Raw genomic sequence first — 16,978 nt, 5'->3', positions numbered from 1 at the left:
GGGTAGTAACGAGGGTTAACGTTCGTCGCACGCTGCCGCATCTCACCCCCCACAGGAGATACCGGTGATCAACTCCCGTGCGTCGTCCGGAAGAAGGCGCTCCTCGAAGGTGCGCGCCGCACTCGCGTCCGTGGCCGTGGCCGCACTTCTCGCCCCGCTCGTCGGCAGCTCACCGGCGTTCGCGTCGGAGGGCGGGCCCGCGGCCCGGGCCGCCGACCCCTGCCGGGGCCAGTGCCGGGACATCCTCCCCGCGGGCGAGAACGGACACGCCACCCTCGCGGCCATACTGCTGCACAAGGCCATCGGCACGCGCCCGAAGCACTCCGCCGACCAACTCGGCCCGTACGACAAGCTGTTGCACGAGTACTCGGGCCTGAGCGACGAGAAGCTGGCGGACTACTACAACGACGCCTCCTTCGGGGTGCCCGAGGACGAGGTGGAGAGCGTCACGTCGCCCCGTTCCGACGTCACCATCACGCGCGACAAGTCCACCGGCACCCCGCACATCAAGGGCACGACCCGTTCCGGGACCGAGTTCGGCGCCGGATACGCGGCGGGGCAGGACCGGTTGTGGCTGATCGACGTCCTCCGGCACGTCGGGCACGGCGAGTTGTCGTCCTTCGCGGGCGGCGCGGAGGGCAACCGCGAGCTGGAGCAGAGCCTTTGGGCCGTCGCCCCGTACACGGAGGCCGATCTCAAGCGTCAGGTCGAGCGGATACGCGGCTCCGGCGAACGCGGCGCGCAGGCGTACCGGGACATCCAGGACTACGTCGGCGGCATCAACGCCTACATCGACGACACGGTCGGCGCGCTGAACTACCCCGGTGAGTACGTGCTGACCGGTCACGGCTCGAAGATCGAGGACTTCACGGTCACGGACGTCGTCGCCATCGCGTCGGTCATCGGTGCCATCTTCGGCAACGGAGGCGGCGGCGAGGTCGGCAACGCCCTGGCCAAGCTGGCCTTCCAGGGGCAGTACGGAAAGGCCGGGGGCGAGAAGGCGTACAAGGCGTGGCGGGCCCAGAACGACACCGAGGCGACAACGACCGTGCCCGGCAAGGAGTTTCCGTACGCGGAGTCGCCCGCCGAGCCCCGTGGCGTCGCCACTCCGGAGAGCGGCTCGGTCACGGCGTACGACCACTCGCAGAACGAAGAGGGCACGGGCGGCAGCCAGAAGACCGGCAGCCCCAAGAGCGAGAGCCCGCAGACGAGCGGCAAGACGAGCGGCCGGGGGACCGGCCAGAAGACCGGCAGCCCGAACAAGAGCGTCCTGCCCGGCGACCTCATCACCGCGAAGCGCGGCATGTCGAATGCCCTGATGGTCTCCGGAAAGCACACCGCGTCCGGAAACCCGGTCGCCGTCTTCGGCCCGCAGACCGGCTACTACTCGCCGCAGATCCTGATGGTGCAGGAGCTGGACGGACCCGGACTGCGCTCGCGGGGCGCCTCCTTCCCGGGCCTCAGCTTCTACGTCGAACTCGGCCGCGGTCTCGACTACTCCTGGAGCGCCACGTCCGCGAGCCAGGACATCACCGACACCTTCGCCGTCGAACTCTGCGAGAAGTCGGGCGCCGAGCCCACGACCGACTCGAAGAGCTACATGCTGCGCGGGAAGTGCACGCCGTTCGAGCGGCTGTCCCGGCACAACGAGTGGAAGCCCACCCTCGCGGACGGCACGAAGGCCGGTTCGTACGACGTGGTCAGCCTGCGCTCGGCGTACGGGCTCGTCAGCCACACGGGGAAGGTGGACGGCAAGCCGGTCGCCTTCACCGCGCTGCGCTCGACCTACCACCACGACGCCGACTCGGTGATCGGCTTCCAGAAGTTCAACGACCCGTCCGCGATCACGTCCGCGCGCAGCTTCCAGCGCGCCGCGCAGGACATCGGCTACACCTTCAACTGGTTCTACGCCGACGCCGATCAGACCGCGTTCTACAACTCCGGTGACAATCCCGTCCGTTCGAAGAACACCGACCCCGACCAGCCGATACGCGCGGCCAAGGCGTACGAGTGGAAGGACTGGGACCCGGAGGCCAACACCTCGGCCGTCACGCCGCCCTCGGAGCATCCGCACTCCACCGACCAGGACTACTACGTCAACTGGAACAACAAGCAGGCGAAGAGCTACTCCGCCGGCTGGGGCAACGGCTCGGTCCACAGGGGCGATCTGCTGGACGCGAGGGTCTCCGCGCTCGTGAAGAAGGGCTCCGTGACGCGTGCCGGGCTCGTCCAGGCGATGGAGGAGGCGGCGGTCGCCGACCTGCGCGCGGAGAAGGTTCTCCCCGAACTCCTCGACGTCATCGGGACGTCCGAGGTGAGCGACCCCGAAGTGGCGCGTGCCGTCGAGGAGTTGCGGGCCTGGGAGAAGTCCGGATCGCTGCGCCGCGAGGCCGCGAAGGACGACGGCACGTACGAACACGCCGAGGCCGTACGGGTGCTGGACGCCTGGTGGCCGCTGCTGGTGGAGGGCGAGTTCAAGCCGGAGCTCGGCGAGGGGCTGTACAAGTCGCTCACCTCGGTCGCGCCCGTCAACGAGTCGCCGTCCGGCGGGCAGAACGGCGGCGGCGACGCGGGCGGGGGAGTCGGGGCGAGCCAACCGCACAAGGGCTCGTCGTTCCAGCACGGCTGGTGGTCGTTCGTCCAGAAGGACCTGCGGAGCGTGCAGGGCGAGAAGGTCGGCTCGCCGCTCGACAGGCGCTACTGCGGCGGCGGTTCACTCGCGAAGTGCAGGAAGACTCTCCTGACGACGCTCGCCGACGCGGTCGCCACCCCGGCGGACGAGACCTACCCGGGCGACGACGAGTGCGATCCCGGCGACCAGGTGTGCGCCGACTCGATCGTGCACCGCGCGATGGGCGGCATCACCGTCCCGCGCATCGCCTGGCAGAACCGGCCCACCTACCAGCAGGTGGTGGAGTTCCCCGCCCGCCGCTGAGGCGGGGGAGGGCGCGGGCCGGGCCGGCCGCTCAGGCCCTTCCGGCCCGGTCTCCGCGCGCCTCCCGTACGTAGCGCATATAGCGCTTCCAGTCCCAGTGCGGGCCCGGGTCGGTGTGGTCGGCGCCCGGGACCTCGTTGTGCCCGACGATGTGCTCGCGGTCGACGGGGATGCGGTACCGCTCGCATATCCGGGCGGTGAGGCGCGCGGAGGAGCGGTACATCGCCTCGGTGAAGTTCTGCGGGCGGTTCACGAAGCCCTCGTGCTCGATGCCGATGCTGCGCTCGTTCCAGCCGCGGTTCCCCGCGTGGTAGGCGACGTCCAGTTCGCGCACCATCTGCACCGTCCGCCCGTCGCTCGCCCGCACCAGATAGTGGGAGGCGGCGGCGTGCAGCGGGTCGCGGAAGACCTTCACGGCCGTACGGAAGTCGCTCTCGGTCACGTGGATCACGACGCGGTCGATGACGTAGTCGTCGGGACGGTCCGCGAAGCGGAGGTTCGCCTCCGACGCCGCGATCCAGCGCACGCCCGGCTGATCGACCTCGCCCTCCTTGCGCTGCTTGTCGACACCCGGCAGCCGCCACCACAGGCGCGACGTCGTGTCCCAGGTCACAGCGGCCGCGGTGGCCAGCGCCACGCCACTGCCGCCGCCGATGAGCAGAGCGCGCCGCGATATGGATGCCATGACTGTGCAAACGCGCGTGGCCGCCGTCCCGGTTCCGCTGGACGGGACTTGGGGGCCGGCGCCCCGCCTTCCCGTACGTCCGGACCCGTCCTCGCGTACGGTCCGCCGGTCCGTTCCGTCTACTCTGGATGAGTTATGACTGACGCTTCCGGCAGCCCCCGGCCCGACACCACGAGCCTCTCCCGGCCTCCGGCGGGAGGAGGCCCCAGGCTGCGCGTCCTCGCAGCCATGTCCGGCGGCGTGGACTCCGCCGTCGCCGCCGCTCGCGCCGCAGAGGCGGGCCACGACGTCACCGGGGTGCACCTGGCCCTCTCGGCCAACCCCAAGTCGTTCCGTACGGGCGCCCGCGGCTGCTGCACGATCGAGGACTCGCGCGACGCCCGCCGCGCCGCCGACGTCATCGGCATCCCGTTCTACGTGTGGGACCTGGCCGAGCGCTTCCGCGAGGATGTCGTGGAGGATTTCGTCGCGGAGTACGAGGCGGGCCGTACCCCCAACCCCTGCCTGCGCTGCAACGAGAAGATCAAGTTCGCGGCGCTGCTGGACAAGGCGCTGGCGCTCGGCTTCGACGCGGTGTGCACGGGCCACTACGCCACGATCGTCACCCGCGGCGACGGCACCCGCGAACTCCACCGCGCGAGCGACGCCGCCAAGGACCAGAGCTACGTCCTGGGCGTGCTGGACGCCCGGCAGCTCGCCCACGCGATGTTCCCCCTCGGCGACACGCTCACGAGCAAGGGCGAGATCCGGGAGGAGGCGGAGCGGCGCGGCCTGGCCGTCGCCAAGAAGCCCGACAGCCACGACATCTGCTTCATCGCCGACGGCGACACCCAGGGCTTCCTCGCCGGCCGGCTCGGCACCTCCGAGGGCGACATCCTCGACGAGGACGGGCAGAAGCTCGGCACCCACGAGGGCGCGTACGGCTTCACCGTCGGCCAGCGCAAGGGGCTGCGCCTCGGGCACCCGGCGCCGGACGGCAAGCCGCGGTACGTGCTGGACATCTCGCCGGTGGACAACACCGTCACCGTCGGCCCGGCCGCCTCGCTCGACGTGGCGGGCCTGACGGCCGTCAGGCCGCGGTGGTGCGGCACGGCACCGGCGGGCCCCGGCACGTACACCGCCCAACTGCGCGCACACGGCGGCGAGACGGAGGTCAGTGCCGAACCGGCCGCGGACGGCACGGAGTTGCGCGTCCGCTTCACCGAACCGGTGCGCGGAGTGGCCCCGGGCCAGGCGATCGTGCTCTACGACGGCACGCGTGTCATCGGCTCCGCGACGATCGCCTCGACGGAGAGGGCGCGGCTGGGCGCACCGCCCAGGGCGAAGGCTCTGGGGGAAGGGGTCAATCACGCCTGACGGGGCCCGGGTTCGGCCCGAGGACGGTGCGGGGCACCCGGCGCCGGAGCCCGGGGCCCCGCCGCAGTGGGCTACGCCCCGTGGACCGTTCCGCTGAAGACCTTCTCCAGCTTGTCGAACTCCTCAAGGCAGCGGCCCGTGCCCACCGCCACGCAGCTCAGCGGCTCCTCGGCGACGAAGACCGGCATGCCCGTCTCCTTCGCCAGCCGTTCGTCCAGGCCGTGCAGCAGCGCTCCGCCGCCGGTGAGGACGATGCCGCGCTCCATGATGTCGCCGTAGAGCTCCGGGGGGCACGCGTCGAACGCGGCGCGCACCGCGTCGACGATCGCCGCGACGGGCTTCTCCGTCGCCTCGCGGATCGCCTCCTCGCTCAGCTCCACCGTCTTGGGCATGCCGGTCTCCTTGTCCCGGCCGCGGACCGGCGTCGGAACGCCGCTGCCCAGCGACATCTTGACGTCCTCCGCGGTGCGTTCGCCCACGCCCATGGCGAAGTTCTGCTCGATGTACGACGCGATCGCCGCGTCCAGCGCGTCGCCGGCGACGCGTGCGGAGTGCGTGACGACCGTGCCGCCGAGGGAGATGATCGCGACCTCTGTGCTGCCGCCGCCGATGTCGACGACCATCGAGCCGCGCGCCTCGTGCACGGGCAGCCCGGCGCCGATAGCCGCCGCCATGGGCTCCTCGATGAGGTGCACGGAACGCGCCCCGGCCCGGGCCGCCGTCTGGAGAACCGCACGGCGCTCGACGCCCGTCACACCGCTCGGCACGCAGACGACGACCCGCGGGCCTCTGCCGCGCCCGACTCTCGCCGCTCTGATGAAATGCCGCAGCATTCCCTCGGTGGCCTCGAAATCGGTGATGACGCCGCCCTTGAGGGGCCGGGTGGCGGTGATGGAGCCCGGAGTACGGCCCACTGCCTGTTTCGCTTCGCTGCCCACGGCGAGCACTTTTCCGGTGCGCGACTCGACCGCCACGACGGACGGTTCGTTGAGGATGATGCCGCGTCCGCGCGCGTACACCAGCGTGTTGGCGGTGCCAAGGTCTATGCCGATGTCACGCGTGCTGAACGAGGTGCTCTTTGCCATGTGTTCTCGCCGTGTTCGGTGCAGGGTGTGCCGAATTGTCTCGCTGGCCTCGCAGCATACCCAACTGTCCTGGTTTCGGGACAACTCGGCCTCCGGAAACCTCAGATCGCAAAGCCGCTGGTGGGGGTGCGGTTCACGGTCGAACAAGGAGCCGACCGTTCGGTTCGGTGGCATAGACCCGGGCCTGAGTGGATAGCTATGCGCTGGAGTCCGAGGGCGCGGTGCCCGTGACTGAAGCCTTGGCGTCCCGGGTCGGCCGCGCCGTAGGCCACCCTCTCAGCAATCGGAGGTACCCCATTACCGCGCGACCGACGCAGGAATTCGGAGAGAACCCCGTCGACGTCCGGGACACCGGCCACTACACGGAGGAATACGTCCCCAGCTTCGTCGACAAATGGGACTCTCTCATCGACTGGGAAAAGCGCTCACACAGTGAGGGCAATTTCTTCATAGACCTGCTGCGCAAGCGGGGCGTGAAGAGTGTGCTCGACGTCGCCACGGGAACCGGGTTCCACTCGGTGCGACTGCTCGAAGCAGGTTTCGATGCCGTCAGTGCGGACGGCAGTGCGGACATGCTGTCGAAGGCATTCAAGAACGGAATGGAGAACGGAAGCCACATACTCCGCGTCGTCCAGGCGGACTGGCGCTGGCTCAACAGGGACGTGCACGGGGAGTACGACGCCATCGTCTGCCTCGGCAACTCGTTCACGCACCTGTTCTCGGAGCGTGACCGCCGCAAGGCGCTGGCCGAGTTCTACGCGATGCTGAAGCACGACGGTGTGCTCATCCTGGACCAGCGCAACTACGACGCGATGCTGGACCGCGGATTCTCCAGCAAGCACACGTACTACTACTGCGGCGAGGACGTCGCGGTCGAACCCGAGTATCTGGACGAGGGATTGTGCCGCATGCGGTACAACTTCCCCGACAACTCCGTCTATCACCTCAACATGTTCCCGCTGCGGAAGGATTACACGCGGCGGCTCATGTCCGAGGTGGGATTCCAGCACATCGAAACCTACGGCGACTTCCAGCACACGTACCGTGAGGAACAGCCGGACTTCTTCGTGCATGTGGCGGAGAAGGAGTACCGCATGGACGAGGAGGGCGGTGGCGCCTACTCGGCCGCCGTCAGCACCGCCCGTACGTACTACAACTCGTCCGACGCCGACGAGTTCTACGCCTCCGTGTGGGGCGGCGAGGACATCCACATCGGTCTGTACGAGAGCTCCGATGAGCCCATCGCGGACGCCAGCCGCCGCACGGTGCAGCGGATGTCGGAGAAGCTCGACCTGGACGAGTCGAAGGTCGTGCTCGACCTCGGCGCGGGCTTCGGCGGTTCCGCGCGCTACGTGGCCGAGACGTACGGCTGCCACGTGATCGCGCTCAACCTCAGCGAGGTCGAGAACGAGCGGAACCGTGAACTGAACGCCCAGCGCGGCCTCACCGACAAGGTCGAGGTGGTGGACGGCTCGTTCGAGAGCATCCCCTGCCCCGACGACAGCGTCGATGTCGTCTGGTCGCAGGACGCGTTCCTGCACAGCGGCAACCGCACGCGGGTGCTGGAGGAGGTCACGCGCGTGCTCAAGCCGGGCGGACAGCTCGTCTTCACGGACCCGATGGCGGCGGACGGCACGTCGACGGCCGTACTCCAGCCGATCCTGGAGCGCATCCATCTCGACACGATGGGCTCGCCGGGCTTCTACCGGCGCGAGCTCGCGCGACTCGGCTTCAGCGCGGCCAGCAGCGGCGGCTTCGAGGAGCACCGCGAGCAGCTCGTGAACCACTACGGGCGCGTGCTGGAGGAGACCGAGCGGCAGGAGGCCGAGGGGAAGGACGGGCTTGCCGGCAAGGTGAGTTCGGAGTACCTCACCAACATGAAGAAGGGCCTCGCACACTGGGTCAACGGCGGCAACAAGCGTCAACTCACCTGGGGGATCTTCCACTTCAGGCTTTGAGAAACGATTTTGCTGTCTGTTCCCGCCCTCCCCCTCGGGGGCGGGACACGGTCCCCCTCGCATGCGGAGGGGGGCCTCCCTTCGGGGAGTTCACGGCGTGCGCGGGTCCGGCAGCCGGAGCTCCCCGGTGCCGGGGATGCGCGGCCTGACCCGCTCGGGACCGGCCGCGAGCAGTCTGCTCAGGCCCCGGCGCGTGGCGGCGACGACCACGCGGTCGCCGCCCTGGAGGACGTACCCCGGGTGCAGGCGCCACTCCAGCTCTCCCGCGCCCGTGGACGACACGGAGACGGACGAGGCGCCTGACAGGTCCTGCTGCCGCTCGCCCTCCGAGGCGGTGTCGAGAGCGACCACACGCCAGGCCTCGGCATGGAACGCCTGCTCGACGGTGCGCCCTTCCAGCAGCGGGTTCCCCCGTACGTCGACGGCGGCGAAGACCAGCACCCTGCGGCCCACCGAGATCGCACCGAGCACCTGCCGGCCCATCATCGCCCCGGCGAACGCGGGTGCCGCGAGAGCGGAGACGCTGCGGCTGCGGGTCTGCGCCGCGGGGTAGGTGTCGCGGAGCGTGCGGTAGACCGTCGCGGCGAAGGCGTCGTCGAACAGGCGCATCACGACGCGGAGTTCGGGCTTGATCTGGCGCGCGTTGAGCGACGCCTCCAGGTTGATGCCGTCGGTGCTCGTGAGGGCGAGCAGCGCGCGGCTGCGCTTGATCTTCGCCTCCTCCAGGACGCCGTCGTCGGTGACGTCGGCGATCAGCGTGGGCACGCGCCGCCGGCGGGCGAGGGCGATGCCGCGCGCCTCGTCGTTCTGCTCGATGCACACGACGGGGATGTTCAGCTCCAGCAGCCGCTCCAGCACGTGCTTGCCGACCTTGCCGAGCCCGACCAGCACCACGTGCCCGGACATTCCGCGCGGCGGCGTCGGCAGGGCCGCGGCCTTGCGGAACGAGCCGTAGCTCTCCAGGACCACCGCGAGCAGCAGGGGCAGCAGCATCATCCCGGCCAGCCCGGCGAGGAGTTGCAGGATCTGCTCGCCCGGAGGCTCCCGCAGATTGGGCTCGTTGATGGCGAAGAGGTCGAGGAGCGTCACGTACCCGGCGTGCAGCGGGGATTCGCGGCTGATGATCCAGTTCACGGTGGCGAGTGCGAGCACGACGCCCGTCATGGCCAGCAGCGAGTACCGCAGACGGCGCGAGAACAGCTCCTTGAAGGCCAGCATCCGCGGCAGCCGCGAGGCGCGCACGGCCGCGGCGCTGCTGCGCCTGCGGGTGATGGCCTCCAGCACGACGGCCTCGCGCTCCGGCGGCAGACCGCTCAAGTCCTCCTCGTCCGGGAGCAATACGGGGCCGGAGCCGGCGGGCCGGCCGCTCCCGGCCGGTGACCGGTGGCCCCGGCCGGCGTGCCTGCCGCCGTGGGCCGCGGACGGTTCGGGGGCGGCAGCACCGGCGGCGTCGCCGTCCGTGCCGCTGCCGCTCGTACCGCTGGCGGCGGTGCCGTCGCTCGTACCGCCGCCGTCCGTGCCGCTGCCGCCACCGGTGACGTCGCCGCGGCCGCTCGTATCGTCGTCGCTCTCGCTCTCCCTCTCGCTCTCGCCGTCGCTGTCGTCGGACGCGCCCTCGCCCTGCTCGGTGTCTTCCGTCGCGGGCATCAGCGCCAGCGTGCACAGCGGGTTGCGGCGGTCGACGGTGCGCAGCGTGCGCTCTTTCGCGCGCAGCAGCAGCCCGTCCGCATACAGCACCTTGTCGCTGCCGACGACCGCCGCTGCGACGATCGAGGGCGCGGCGGTGTCGGAGTCGGAGAGCACCGTCGTCGTCGCGTCCACCGGCTCGTCCCGTGCCCGACCGCCGCGCTGCCGCGGGCCGTTCAGCCGCGCCGCGCGGTCGAGCAGGTCCGCCAGGTACTGCCCCAGATTGCGGTTGAACATCCGGATGACGAGCCGCACTCGGGGGTTGAGCCGCCGTGCCCGCAGCGCGATGTAGATGTTCAGCTGGTCGTCGCCGGAGGTCAGCGCGAGCGCGCTGGCCCGCTCGATGCCCGCCCGTACGAGCGCGTCGTCGTCGGGGACGCGCGCCTCGACCACCTCCACGGACAGCCCGTGCCTGCCGGTGAGCCCGGCGATCTGCGGGCCGTGGCTCCCGCCGCGCAGCGACGGCAGGACGACCGTCACATGCTGGCCGTAGACGGTGCCGAGCTCCTGGGTGATCCGCTGCGCGAGCGCGTTGTCCCCGCAGACCACCATGTGCCCGCGAAGGCCGCGGCCTAGGCTGCTGTCCATGGTCTCCAAGGACAGTTCCCCCTTGAACATCTGCGTCTTCTGCTCCGCGGCCGAACTCGCCGCCGTTTACACGGAGTCGGCGCGCGATTTCGCCGAGCTTATCGGCAGCCGGGGACATTCCCTGGTGTGGGGCGGATCGGATGTCGGGCTGATGAAGGTCGTCGCCGACGGCGTCCAGGGAGCCGGGGGACGGCTGGTGGGCATCTCCGTGGAGTTCCTCCAGAGCAAGGCGCGTGAGAACGCCGACGAGATGATCGTCGCCGCGACGCTCGCCGAGCGGAAGGCCCTTCTCCTGGAGCGCGCCGACGCAATCCTCATCATGGTGGGCGGCACCGGGACCCTGGACGAGGCCACGGAGATCCTCGAACTGAAGAAGCACGGACTGCACGCCAAGCCCGTCGTACTGCTGAACACCGCCGGCTACTACGACGGCCTCCGGCAGCAGCTCGCCCGCATGGAGGCGGAGGGCTTCCTGCCGCTGCCGCTGTCCGAGCTGGTGGCCTTCGCGGACGACGCCGAGGGCGCGCTGCGGCTGCTGGAGTCGTGAGCCCACGGTGGCGCGTGAGCCGCGACCGTGCCGCCGACTCCTGCCTGCCGCCCCCTACTTGCGGTTGTAGAGCCGCATCGTCAGCGTCCCGAACACCGCGATCAGGATCGCCGCCGCGCCGAGCGTCCAGCCGACCTCGGCGCCCGGCCAGCCGCCGTCCATCAGCCCCCGTACCGCCGCGACGAGGTGTGTGACCGGGTTGACCTCGACGAACGCCTGGAGCCACCCCGGCATGGTCCTCGGCTCCACGAGGATGTTGCTGAGGAAGGTGAGCGGGAAAAGCACCATCATGCTGACGCCCATCACGGACTTCTCCGTGCGCAGCAGCAGCCCGAACATCGTCCACAGCCAGGAGAAGGCGAAGGAGAACGCGACCAGCAGCGCGATCCCCGCCACGACCCCCGGCACGCCGCCGGCCGGACGGAAGCCGAGCAGCAGCCCGACGGCCAGGATCACCAGCGAGGCCACGGTGTAGCGGAACGCGTCCCCGAGCAGATAGCCGACCATCGGCGCCGGCCGCCAGATCGGCAGCGTGCGGAAGCGGTCGAACACCCCTTTCTCGATATCGGTGTTGACCGAGACGCCCGTGTACATGGTGGTCATCACGACGCTCATCACCATGATCCCCGGCAGCAGGAACTGGAGGTACTCGCCCGTCGAGCCCGCCAGCGCACCGCCGAAGAGGTACGTGAACATCAGCGTCATCATGATCGGGAACGCGGTGACGTCGAAGAGCTGCTCCGGCACGTGCTTGATCTTCAGCATCGCCCGCCAGCCGAAGGCCAGGCAGACGGACGGGGCGCTCGGCCGCGGCGGTCTCTTTCCGGCGAGCAGCGCGGCGGGCAGGCCGCCGGGCGGCGTCGTGGCGGAGCGGGGAGCGGGGGTACGGGGACGTGCGGGCGCGGTGCTCATCGTCTCGTCTCCTCTGCGGGGGCCGCTGCTGCGGCAGTTGTGTGCAGCGGGTGGTCTGCGTGCCGAGTGCCGACCGGGTCCCCGGAGCCGTGAGCGCCTTCGGCGGCCGCGTGGGCCGCGCCGTGGGCGGGCCGGTCCGTGAGAGCCAGGAAGACCTCGTCGAGGCTGGGCTGCCCCAGCGAGAAGTGGTCGACGGCGATTCCGCAGCGGGTGAGTTCGGCCAGCGCCCGTGCGGCCTGTCCGGCCGCGCCGCTCTCCGTGCCGTCCCCGGGAACGCGGGCCGTCAGCGCCAACGGGTCGCTCTCCGGCTGCACATGGGCGGCCAGCGCATGGGCGAGCACCTGGCGTGCCTCCGCGCGCTGTCCCGCGTCGCGCAGCCGCAGATGCACCGAGCCCGCGCCGACGGACGACTTCAACTGCCCGGGCGTGCCCTCGGCGATGACCCTGCCGTGGTCCACGACCGCGATGCGGTCCGCGAGTTGATCCGCCTCGTCCAGGTACTGGGTGGTCAGCAGCACCGTGGTGCCCTGTGCGACGACCGCCCGCACGATGTCCCACACCTGGCTGCGGCTCCTCGGGTCCAGGCCCGTGGTCGGCTCGTCGAGGAAGAGCAGATCGGGCGTGCTGAGGATGCTCGCCGCGATGTCGATGCGCCGCCGAATGCCGCCCGAGTAGTGCTTGACCTGGCGCCTGGCCGCGTCGCCGAGGCCGAACGCCGCCAGCAGCCGCGCCGCCCTCTTCCGCGCGGCGGGCTTGGCGTAGCCGGTCAGCCGCGCCAGCAGCACGAGGTTCTCCTCGCCGGTCAGGTCCTCGTCGACGGAGGCGTACTGCCCGGTGAGGCCGACCCGCGCCCGTACGGCGGCCGGCTCGCGCTGCACGTCGTGCCCGAAGACGCGCGCCTCGCCGCCGTCCGGTCGCAGCAGCGTGGCCAGCATCCTCACGGCGGTCGTCTTGCCGGCGCCGTTGGGGCCGAGCACCCCGTAGACCGAACCGGCCGGGACGCGCAGGTCGATGCCGTCGACCGCCCGGTTCTCACCGAAGACCTTCACTAGGCCCGACGTCTCGATCGCCGGGGTGCCGCCGTCCTTCGCCGTCGTCGTGTCCGCCGGCATCGCTGCCTCCCACGTCCGCGCTGTCCCGGACGCACGTACGAGAGGTGCCGCCCGGCTCCTTGCGATCAGACCCCGGCGGCGGTGGAAACTCATCGCAACCACCCCGGCGGGCCACCGGATCGTGGGGCGCCGTGCGCCTGGGAGACGATGGGGGCATGGCAACGCATCTGATCACCGGTGCCGGTTCGGGCATCGGCGCCGCCGTGACGCGGCGGCTTCTCGACCGCGGCGACGAACTGTGGCTGCTGGCGCGCGACGCCGGCCGGGCCAGGGAGCTGAAGGAGCGCTTCGAGGGGGCCCGTACGGTCGTCGGCGACCTCGGCGAGCCCGAGCGCCTCTCGTGGGCCCTGAGCCAGCAGGACCTGCCGGACCGGCTGGACTCGCTGCACCACATCGCGGGCGTGGTGGAGCTGGGCGGCGTCGGCGAGCTGAGCGCCAAGGTCTGGAACCAGACCCTCGCCGCGAACCTCGTCGCGCCCGTCGAGCTGACCCGCCTGCTGCTGCCGCAGCTGCGCCTGGCCCGCGGGCACGTGCTCTTCGTCAACTCCGGGGCGGGGCTGCGCGCCAATCCGCAGTGGTCCGCGTACGCGGCGTCCAAGCACGGCCTGAAGGCGCTCGCGGACGCCCTGCGCGCCGAGGAGGGCGGCAACGGCGTTCGCGTCACGTCCGTCTACCCCGGGCGCACCGCGACGCCCATGCAGGAGAAGGTGCACCGCCAGGAGGGCAAGGAGTACGACCCGGCCCGCTGGATCACCCCCGACGCCGTCGCGACGACCCTGCTGACGGCGCTGGACCTGCCGCGCGGCGCGGAGGTCACCGACCTGACGGTGAGGCCGGGCGGATGAGCGCGGAAGGCCATGTGTGGGGCCTTGCCGCGGCCACCGGGATCGGTTCGATGCCCGGGGAGGACGCGCGCGAGGCGGCCCGTACCGTCACCGGAACGCTGGAGGCCTTCCCCTTCCTCCCGGAGCTGCCGGCGCGCGGACCCGGCGCCGACATGACCGGCCGCACGGCGGGACTGCTCGCGGAGCTGTACGTACACCTCGAACCCAGCGGCTGGCGGATCGCCGACCGGCCCGGACGCGACACCCGGCGGGCCCGGTCGTGGATGGGCGAAGACCTGGACGCCCTGGAGGAGTTCACGCAGAAGGACTCCGGCGAGACCGGGCGCCGAGCCGTGAAGGTCTCCGCGGTCGGCCCGTGGACGCTGGCCGCGACCCTGGAACGGCGCAACGGCGAGGCCGTGCTCGGCGACGCCGGCGCGTGCCGCGATGTGACGGCGTCCCTCGCCGAGGGGCTGCGGGAGCATCTGGCGGACGTACGGCGCAGGGTGCCCGGCGCACGGCCCGTACTCCAGCTGGACGAGCCGATGTTGACGGCCGTGCTGCTCGGCCGGGTGCCCACGGCGAGCGGATACCGCAGCCACGGCGCGGTCGACCGCGCCGTGGTCGAGGGGGCCCTGCGGGAGATCGCCGGCATGTGCGAGGCGGAGGACGTGCCGGTCGTCGTGCACTCGTGCGCGCCGAGTCCGCCCTTCGCGCTGCTGCGCCGCGCGGGGGCCGCCGCCGTCTCCTTCGACACCCGGCTCCTCACCGAGCGTGAGGACGACGCGATCGGCGAGGCCGTCGAGGGCGGCACGGTGCTCTTCGCCGGGGTGGTGCCGGGAGACGGGCCGCCTCCGGGCGGACTGTCAGACCCTGCCGGTAGCGTCAGTGGTGTCAGATCGCTGTGGCGCAGGCTCGGGCTGTCACCGGCCCTCCTCACGGAGTCGGTCGTGGTCACCCCGGCGTGCGGTATGGCGGGTGCCTCGCCCGCGTATGCGCGCGCGGCGCTCGCCCACTGCGTCCGCGCGGCGAGATCCCTCGCCGACGACCCTGAGTGACGGGAGACGAGACGGTGGCCGGCAAAGAGCGAACGCCAGCGCCCGCGGCAGTGCCCTCACAGGCGCGGGAGCGGCATCGGCTTCTGGCTGAGCAGATCGAGGAGCACCGCTTCCGGTACTACGTGCGGGACGCACCGGTCGTCAGCGACGCCGAGTTCGACCGCCTGCTGCGCGAGCTGGAGGGGCTGGAGGCGGAGCATCCGGAGCTGGTCACGCCCGACTCGCCGACGCAGAAGGTCGCGGGGCAGTACGAGACGGAGTTCACCGAAGTCGCCCACCGGGAGCGGATGCTGTCGCTCGACAACGCCTTCGACGACGAGGAGCTGGGCGAGTGGGCCGAGCGCGTCGAGCGCGAACTGGAGGGCGTGCGGCACCACTTCCTGTGCGAGCTGAAGATCGACGGCCTCGCGGTCAACCTGACGTACGAGCACGGGAGGCTCACCCGCGCGGCCACCCGCGGCGACGGCCGCACGGGGGAGGACATCACGCCCAACATCCGCACCATCGCCGACATCCCCGAGCGGCTCGGCGGCGAGCGGATCCCCGAGCTGGTAGAGGTCCGCGGCGAGGTCTTCTTCCCGATGGAGCGCTTCGAGGAGCTCAACGCCCGCCTGGTGGAGGCGGGCGACAAGCCGTTCGCCAACCCGCGCAACGCGGCGGCGGGTTCGCTGCGGCAGAAGGACCCGAAGGTGACGGCCACCCGCCCGCTGCACATGGTGGTGCACGGCATCGGCGCCCGCGAGGGCTTCGACGTCCCGAGCCTCAGCAAGGCCTACGACCTGCTGCGCGAGTGGGGCCTGCCCACCTCGCAGTACACGAAGGTGGTCGAAGGGCTCGATGGCGTCCGCGAGTTCATCGCCTACTACGGCGAGCACCGCCACTCGGTGGCGCACGAGATCGACGGCGTGGTCGTGAAGCTCGACGAGGTGCGGCTCCAGGGGCGCCTGGGCTCCACCTCGCGCGCACCGCGCTGGGCGATCGCGTGGAAGTACGCACCGGAGGAGGTGAACACGAAGCTGGTCGACATCCGCGTCGGCGTCGGCCGTACGGGCCGGGTCACGCCGTATGCGGTGGTCGAGCCGGTCACGGTCGCCGGCTCCGAGGTCGAGTTCGCCACCCTGCACAACCAGGAGGTCGTCAGGTCCAAGGGCGTCCTCATCGGCGACACGGTCGTGCTGCGCAAGGCGGGCGATGTGATCCCGGAGATCCTGGGCCCCGTGGCCGACCTGCGGGACGGCAGCGAGCGGGAATTCGAGATGCCCGAGCACTGCCCCGACTGCGGGACGGCGCTGCGCCCCATGAAGGAGGGCGACATCGACCTGCGCTGCCCCAACGCCCGGTCGTGTCCGGCGCAGTTGCGCGAGCGCCTGTTCTATCTGGCCGGCCGCAAGTGCCTGGACATCGAGCACTTCGGCTATGTGGTGGCCACGGCGCTCACGCAGCCCCTGGAGCCCGCCGAGCCGCCGCTGAGGGACGAGGGCGGCCTCTTCGACCTGGAGGTCGACGACCTGCTGCCCATCAAGTCCTATGTGCTGGACCCGGACAGCGGCCTGCCCAAGCGCGATCCGGAGACGGGCGAGGAGAAGGTCGTCACCCTCTTCGCCAACCAGAAGGGCGAGCCGCGCAAGAACACCCTGGCGATGCTGGAGAACATCCGGGCCGCGAGGGAGCGCCCGCTGGCCCGGATCATCACGGGGCTCTCGATCCGTCACGTCGGCCCGGTGGCCGCGGAGGCGCTGGCCCGCGGATTCCGGTCGCTGGACCGGATCGCCGAGGCCGACGAGGAGGAGCTGGCGGCGACGGAGGGCGTCGGGCCGACCATCGCGGCCTCGCTCAAGGCGTGGTTCGCGGAAGACTGGCACCGCGAGATCGTCGACCGGTGGCGCGCGGCGGGGGTGCGCATGGAGGAGGAGGGCTCGGCGGAATCGGGCCCGCGTCCTCTGGAGGGGATCACCGTCGTCGTCACGGGGACGCTCGCGACGCTCACTCGTGACAGCGCGAAGGAGGCACTCCAGGAGCGCGGTGCGAAAGTGACCGGATCTGTTTCGAAGAAGACCGGCTTCGTGGTGGTGGGAGAGAGCCCTGGGTCCAAATACGACAAGGCCGTCCAGTTGAAGGTGCCTATTTTGGACGATGACGGTCTGGCCGTTCTTCTGGAGCAAGGACCGGACGCGGCACGCGAAGTGGCCGAAAAGCAACCTGAATAGTGCACTGAGGGCTCGTCAAGTCACC

Annotated in this window: 12 protein-coding genes; 7 read left to right on the top strand and 5 right to left on the bottom strand. The window is 70.9% G+C overall.

What is annotated here, in order from left to right:
* The first annotated feature begins 64 nt into the window (after positions 1-64).
* The gene (locus tag QQM67_RS26655; protein WP_314177248.1) at positions 65-2,935 is read left to right on the top strand and encodes a penicillin acylase family protein; all 2,871 of its coding nucleotides are present in this window, start codon (positions 65-67) and stop codon (positions 2,933-2,935) included.
* Between the two features lie 31 nt (positions 2,936-2,966).
* On the opposite strand, the gene QQM67_RS26650 is transcribed toward QQM67_RS26655, so the two are convergent.
* A complete protein-coding gene (locus tag QQM67_RS26650) occupies positions 2,967-3,620 on the bottom strand; it encodes an N-acetylmuramoyl-L-alanine amidase (protein WP_314177246.1) in 654 nt (217 codons plus the stop codon).
* A 135-nt stretch (positions 3,621-3,755) separates the two neighbouring features.
* Between QQM67_RS26650 and mnmA the strand changes: the two genes are divergently transcribed.
* Positions 3,756-4,976: a tRNA 2-thiouridine(34) synthase MnmA gene (gene mnmA, locus QQM67_RS26645; RefSeq protein WP_399067670.1), complete on the top strand. Its 1,221-nt coding sequence runs from the start codon at positions 3,756-3,758 to the stop codon at positions 4,974-4,976.
* A 71-nt stretch (positions 4,977-5,047) separates the two neighbouring features.
* On the opposite strand, the gene QQM67_RS26640 is transcribed toward mnmA, so the two are convergent.
* Positions 5,048-6,061 (bottom strand): rod shape-determining protein, encoded by a 1,014-nt coding sequence (locus tag QQM67_RS26640; protein WP_314177244.1) that lies wholly within the window; start codon positions 6,059-6,061, stop codon positions 5,048-5,050.
* 221 nt (positions 6,062-6,282) lie between these two features.
* Between QQM67_RS26640 and QQM67_RS26635 the strand changes: the two genes are divergently transcribed.
* Entirely contained in the window at positions 6,283-8,019 is a 1,737-nt protein-coding gene (locus QQM67_RS26635) for a glycine/sarcosine N-methyltransferase (RefSeq protein WP_449657455.1), read from the top strand.
* Positions 8,020-8,109: 90 nt separating this feature from the next.
* Here QQM67_RS26635 and QQM67_RS26630 read toward each other — a convergent pair whose 3' ends face one another.
* Positions 8,110-10,293, bottom strand: a complete 2,184-nt coding sequence (locus QQM67_RS26630) for an NAD-binding protein (RefSeq protein ID WP_314177242.1) — start codon at positions 10,291-10,293, stop codon at positions 8,110-8,112.
* Positions 10,294-10,315: 22 nt separating this feature from the next.
* Between QQM67_RS26630 and QQM67_RS26625 the strand changes: the two genes are divergently transcribed.
* The gene (locus QQM67_RS26625; protein WP_314177487.1) at positions 10,316-10,840 is read left to right on the top strand and encodes an LOG family protein; all 525 of its coding nucleotides are present in this window, start codon (positions 10,316-10,318) and stop codon (positions 10,838-10,840) included.
* 54 nt (positions 10,841-10,894) lie between these two features.
* On the opposite strand, the gene QQM67_RS26620 is transcribed toward QQM67_RS26625, so the two are convergent.
* On the bottom strand, positions 10,895-11,752 hold the full coding sequence (locus tag QQM67_RS26620) for an ABC transporter permease (protein WP_314177241.1): 858 nt from the start codon (positions 11,750-11,752) through the stop codon (positions 10,895-10,897).
* A complete protein-coding gene (locus QQM67_RS26615; RefSeq protein ID WP_314177239.1) occupies positions 11,749-12,864 on the bottom strand; it encodes an ATP-binding cassette domain-containing protein in 1,116 nt (371 codons plus the stop codon). The genes QQM67_RS26620 and QQM67_RS26615 overlap by 4 nt, the downstream gene beginning before the upstream one ends.
* Positions 12,865-13,019: 155 nt before the next feature.
* Between QQM67_RS26615 and QQM67_RS26610 the strand changes: the two genes are divergently transcribed.
* The 3 genes from QQM67_RS26610 to ligA are packed head-to-tail and all read left to right on the top strand — an operon-like array spanning position 13,020 to position 16,953.
* Positions 13,020-13,709, top strand: a complete 690-nt coding sequence (locus QQM67_RS26610; protein ID WP_314177237.1) for an SDR family oxidoreductase — start codon at positions 13,020-13,022, stop codon at positions 13,707-13,709.
* Positions 13,706-14,746: a methionine synthase gene (locus QQM67_RS26605; protein ID WP_314177236.1), complete on the top strand. Its 1,041-nt coding sequence runs from the start codon at positions 13,706-13,708 to the stop codon at positions 14,744-14,746. The genes QQM67_RS26610 and QQM67_RS26605 overlap by 4 nt, the downstream gene beginning before the upstream one ends.
* Positions 14,747-14,760: 14 nt before the next feature.
* Entirely contained in the window at positions 14,761-16,953 is a 2,193-nt protein-coding gene (gene ligA, locus QQM67_RS26600; RefSeq protein WP_314177233.1) for an NAD-dependent DNA ligase LigA, read from the top strand.
* The last annotated feature ends 25 nt before the right edge of the window (positions 16,954-16,978 follow it).

Source organism: Streptomyces winkii (assembly GCF_032248595.1).
Lineage (GTDB): Bacteria > Actinomycetota > Actinomycetes > Streptomycetales > Streptomycetaceae > Streptomyces > Streptomyces winkii.
This window is presented reverse-complemented; position numbering and strand designations above follow the sequence as displayed.

Bases quoted from the DNA above. Each gene is read 5' to 3' on its own strand.
- QQM67_RS26650 (WP_314177246.1), bottom strand. From the start codon at position 3,620: ATGGCATCCATATCGCGGCGCGCTCTGCTCATCGGCGGCGGCAGTGGC.
- QQM67_RS26620 (WP_314177241.1), bottom strand. From the start codon at position 11,752: ATGAGCACCGCGCCCGCACGTCCCCGTACCCCCGCTCCCCGCTCCGCC.
- QQM67_RS26630 (WP_314177242.1), bottom strand. From the start codon at position 10,293: ATGGACAGCAGCCTAGGCCGCGGCCTTCGCGGGCACATGGTGGTCTGC.
- QQM67_RS26615 (WP_314177239.1), bottom strand. From the start codon at position 12,864: ATGCCGGCGGACACGACGACGGCGAAGGACGGCGGCACCCCGGCGATC.
- QQM67_RS26605 (WP_314177236.1), top strand. From the start codon at position 13,706: ATGAGCGCGGAAGGCCATGTGTGGGGCCTTGCCGCGGCCACCGGGATC.
- QQM67_RS26610 (WP_314177237.1), top strand. From the start codon at position 13,020: ATGGCAACGCATCTGATCACCGGTGCCGGTTCGGGCATCGGCGCCGCC.
- QQM67_RS26640 (WP_314177244.1), bottom strand. From the start codon at position 6,061: ATGGCAAAGAGCACCTCGTTCAGCACGCGTGACATCGGCATAGACCTT.
- mnmA (WP_399067670.1), top strand. From the start codon at position 3,756: ATGACTGACGCTTCCGGCAGCCCCCGGCCCGACACCACGAGCCTCTCC.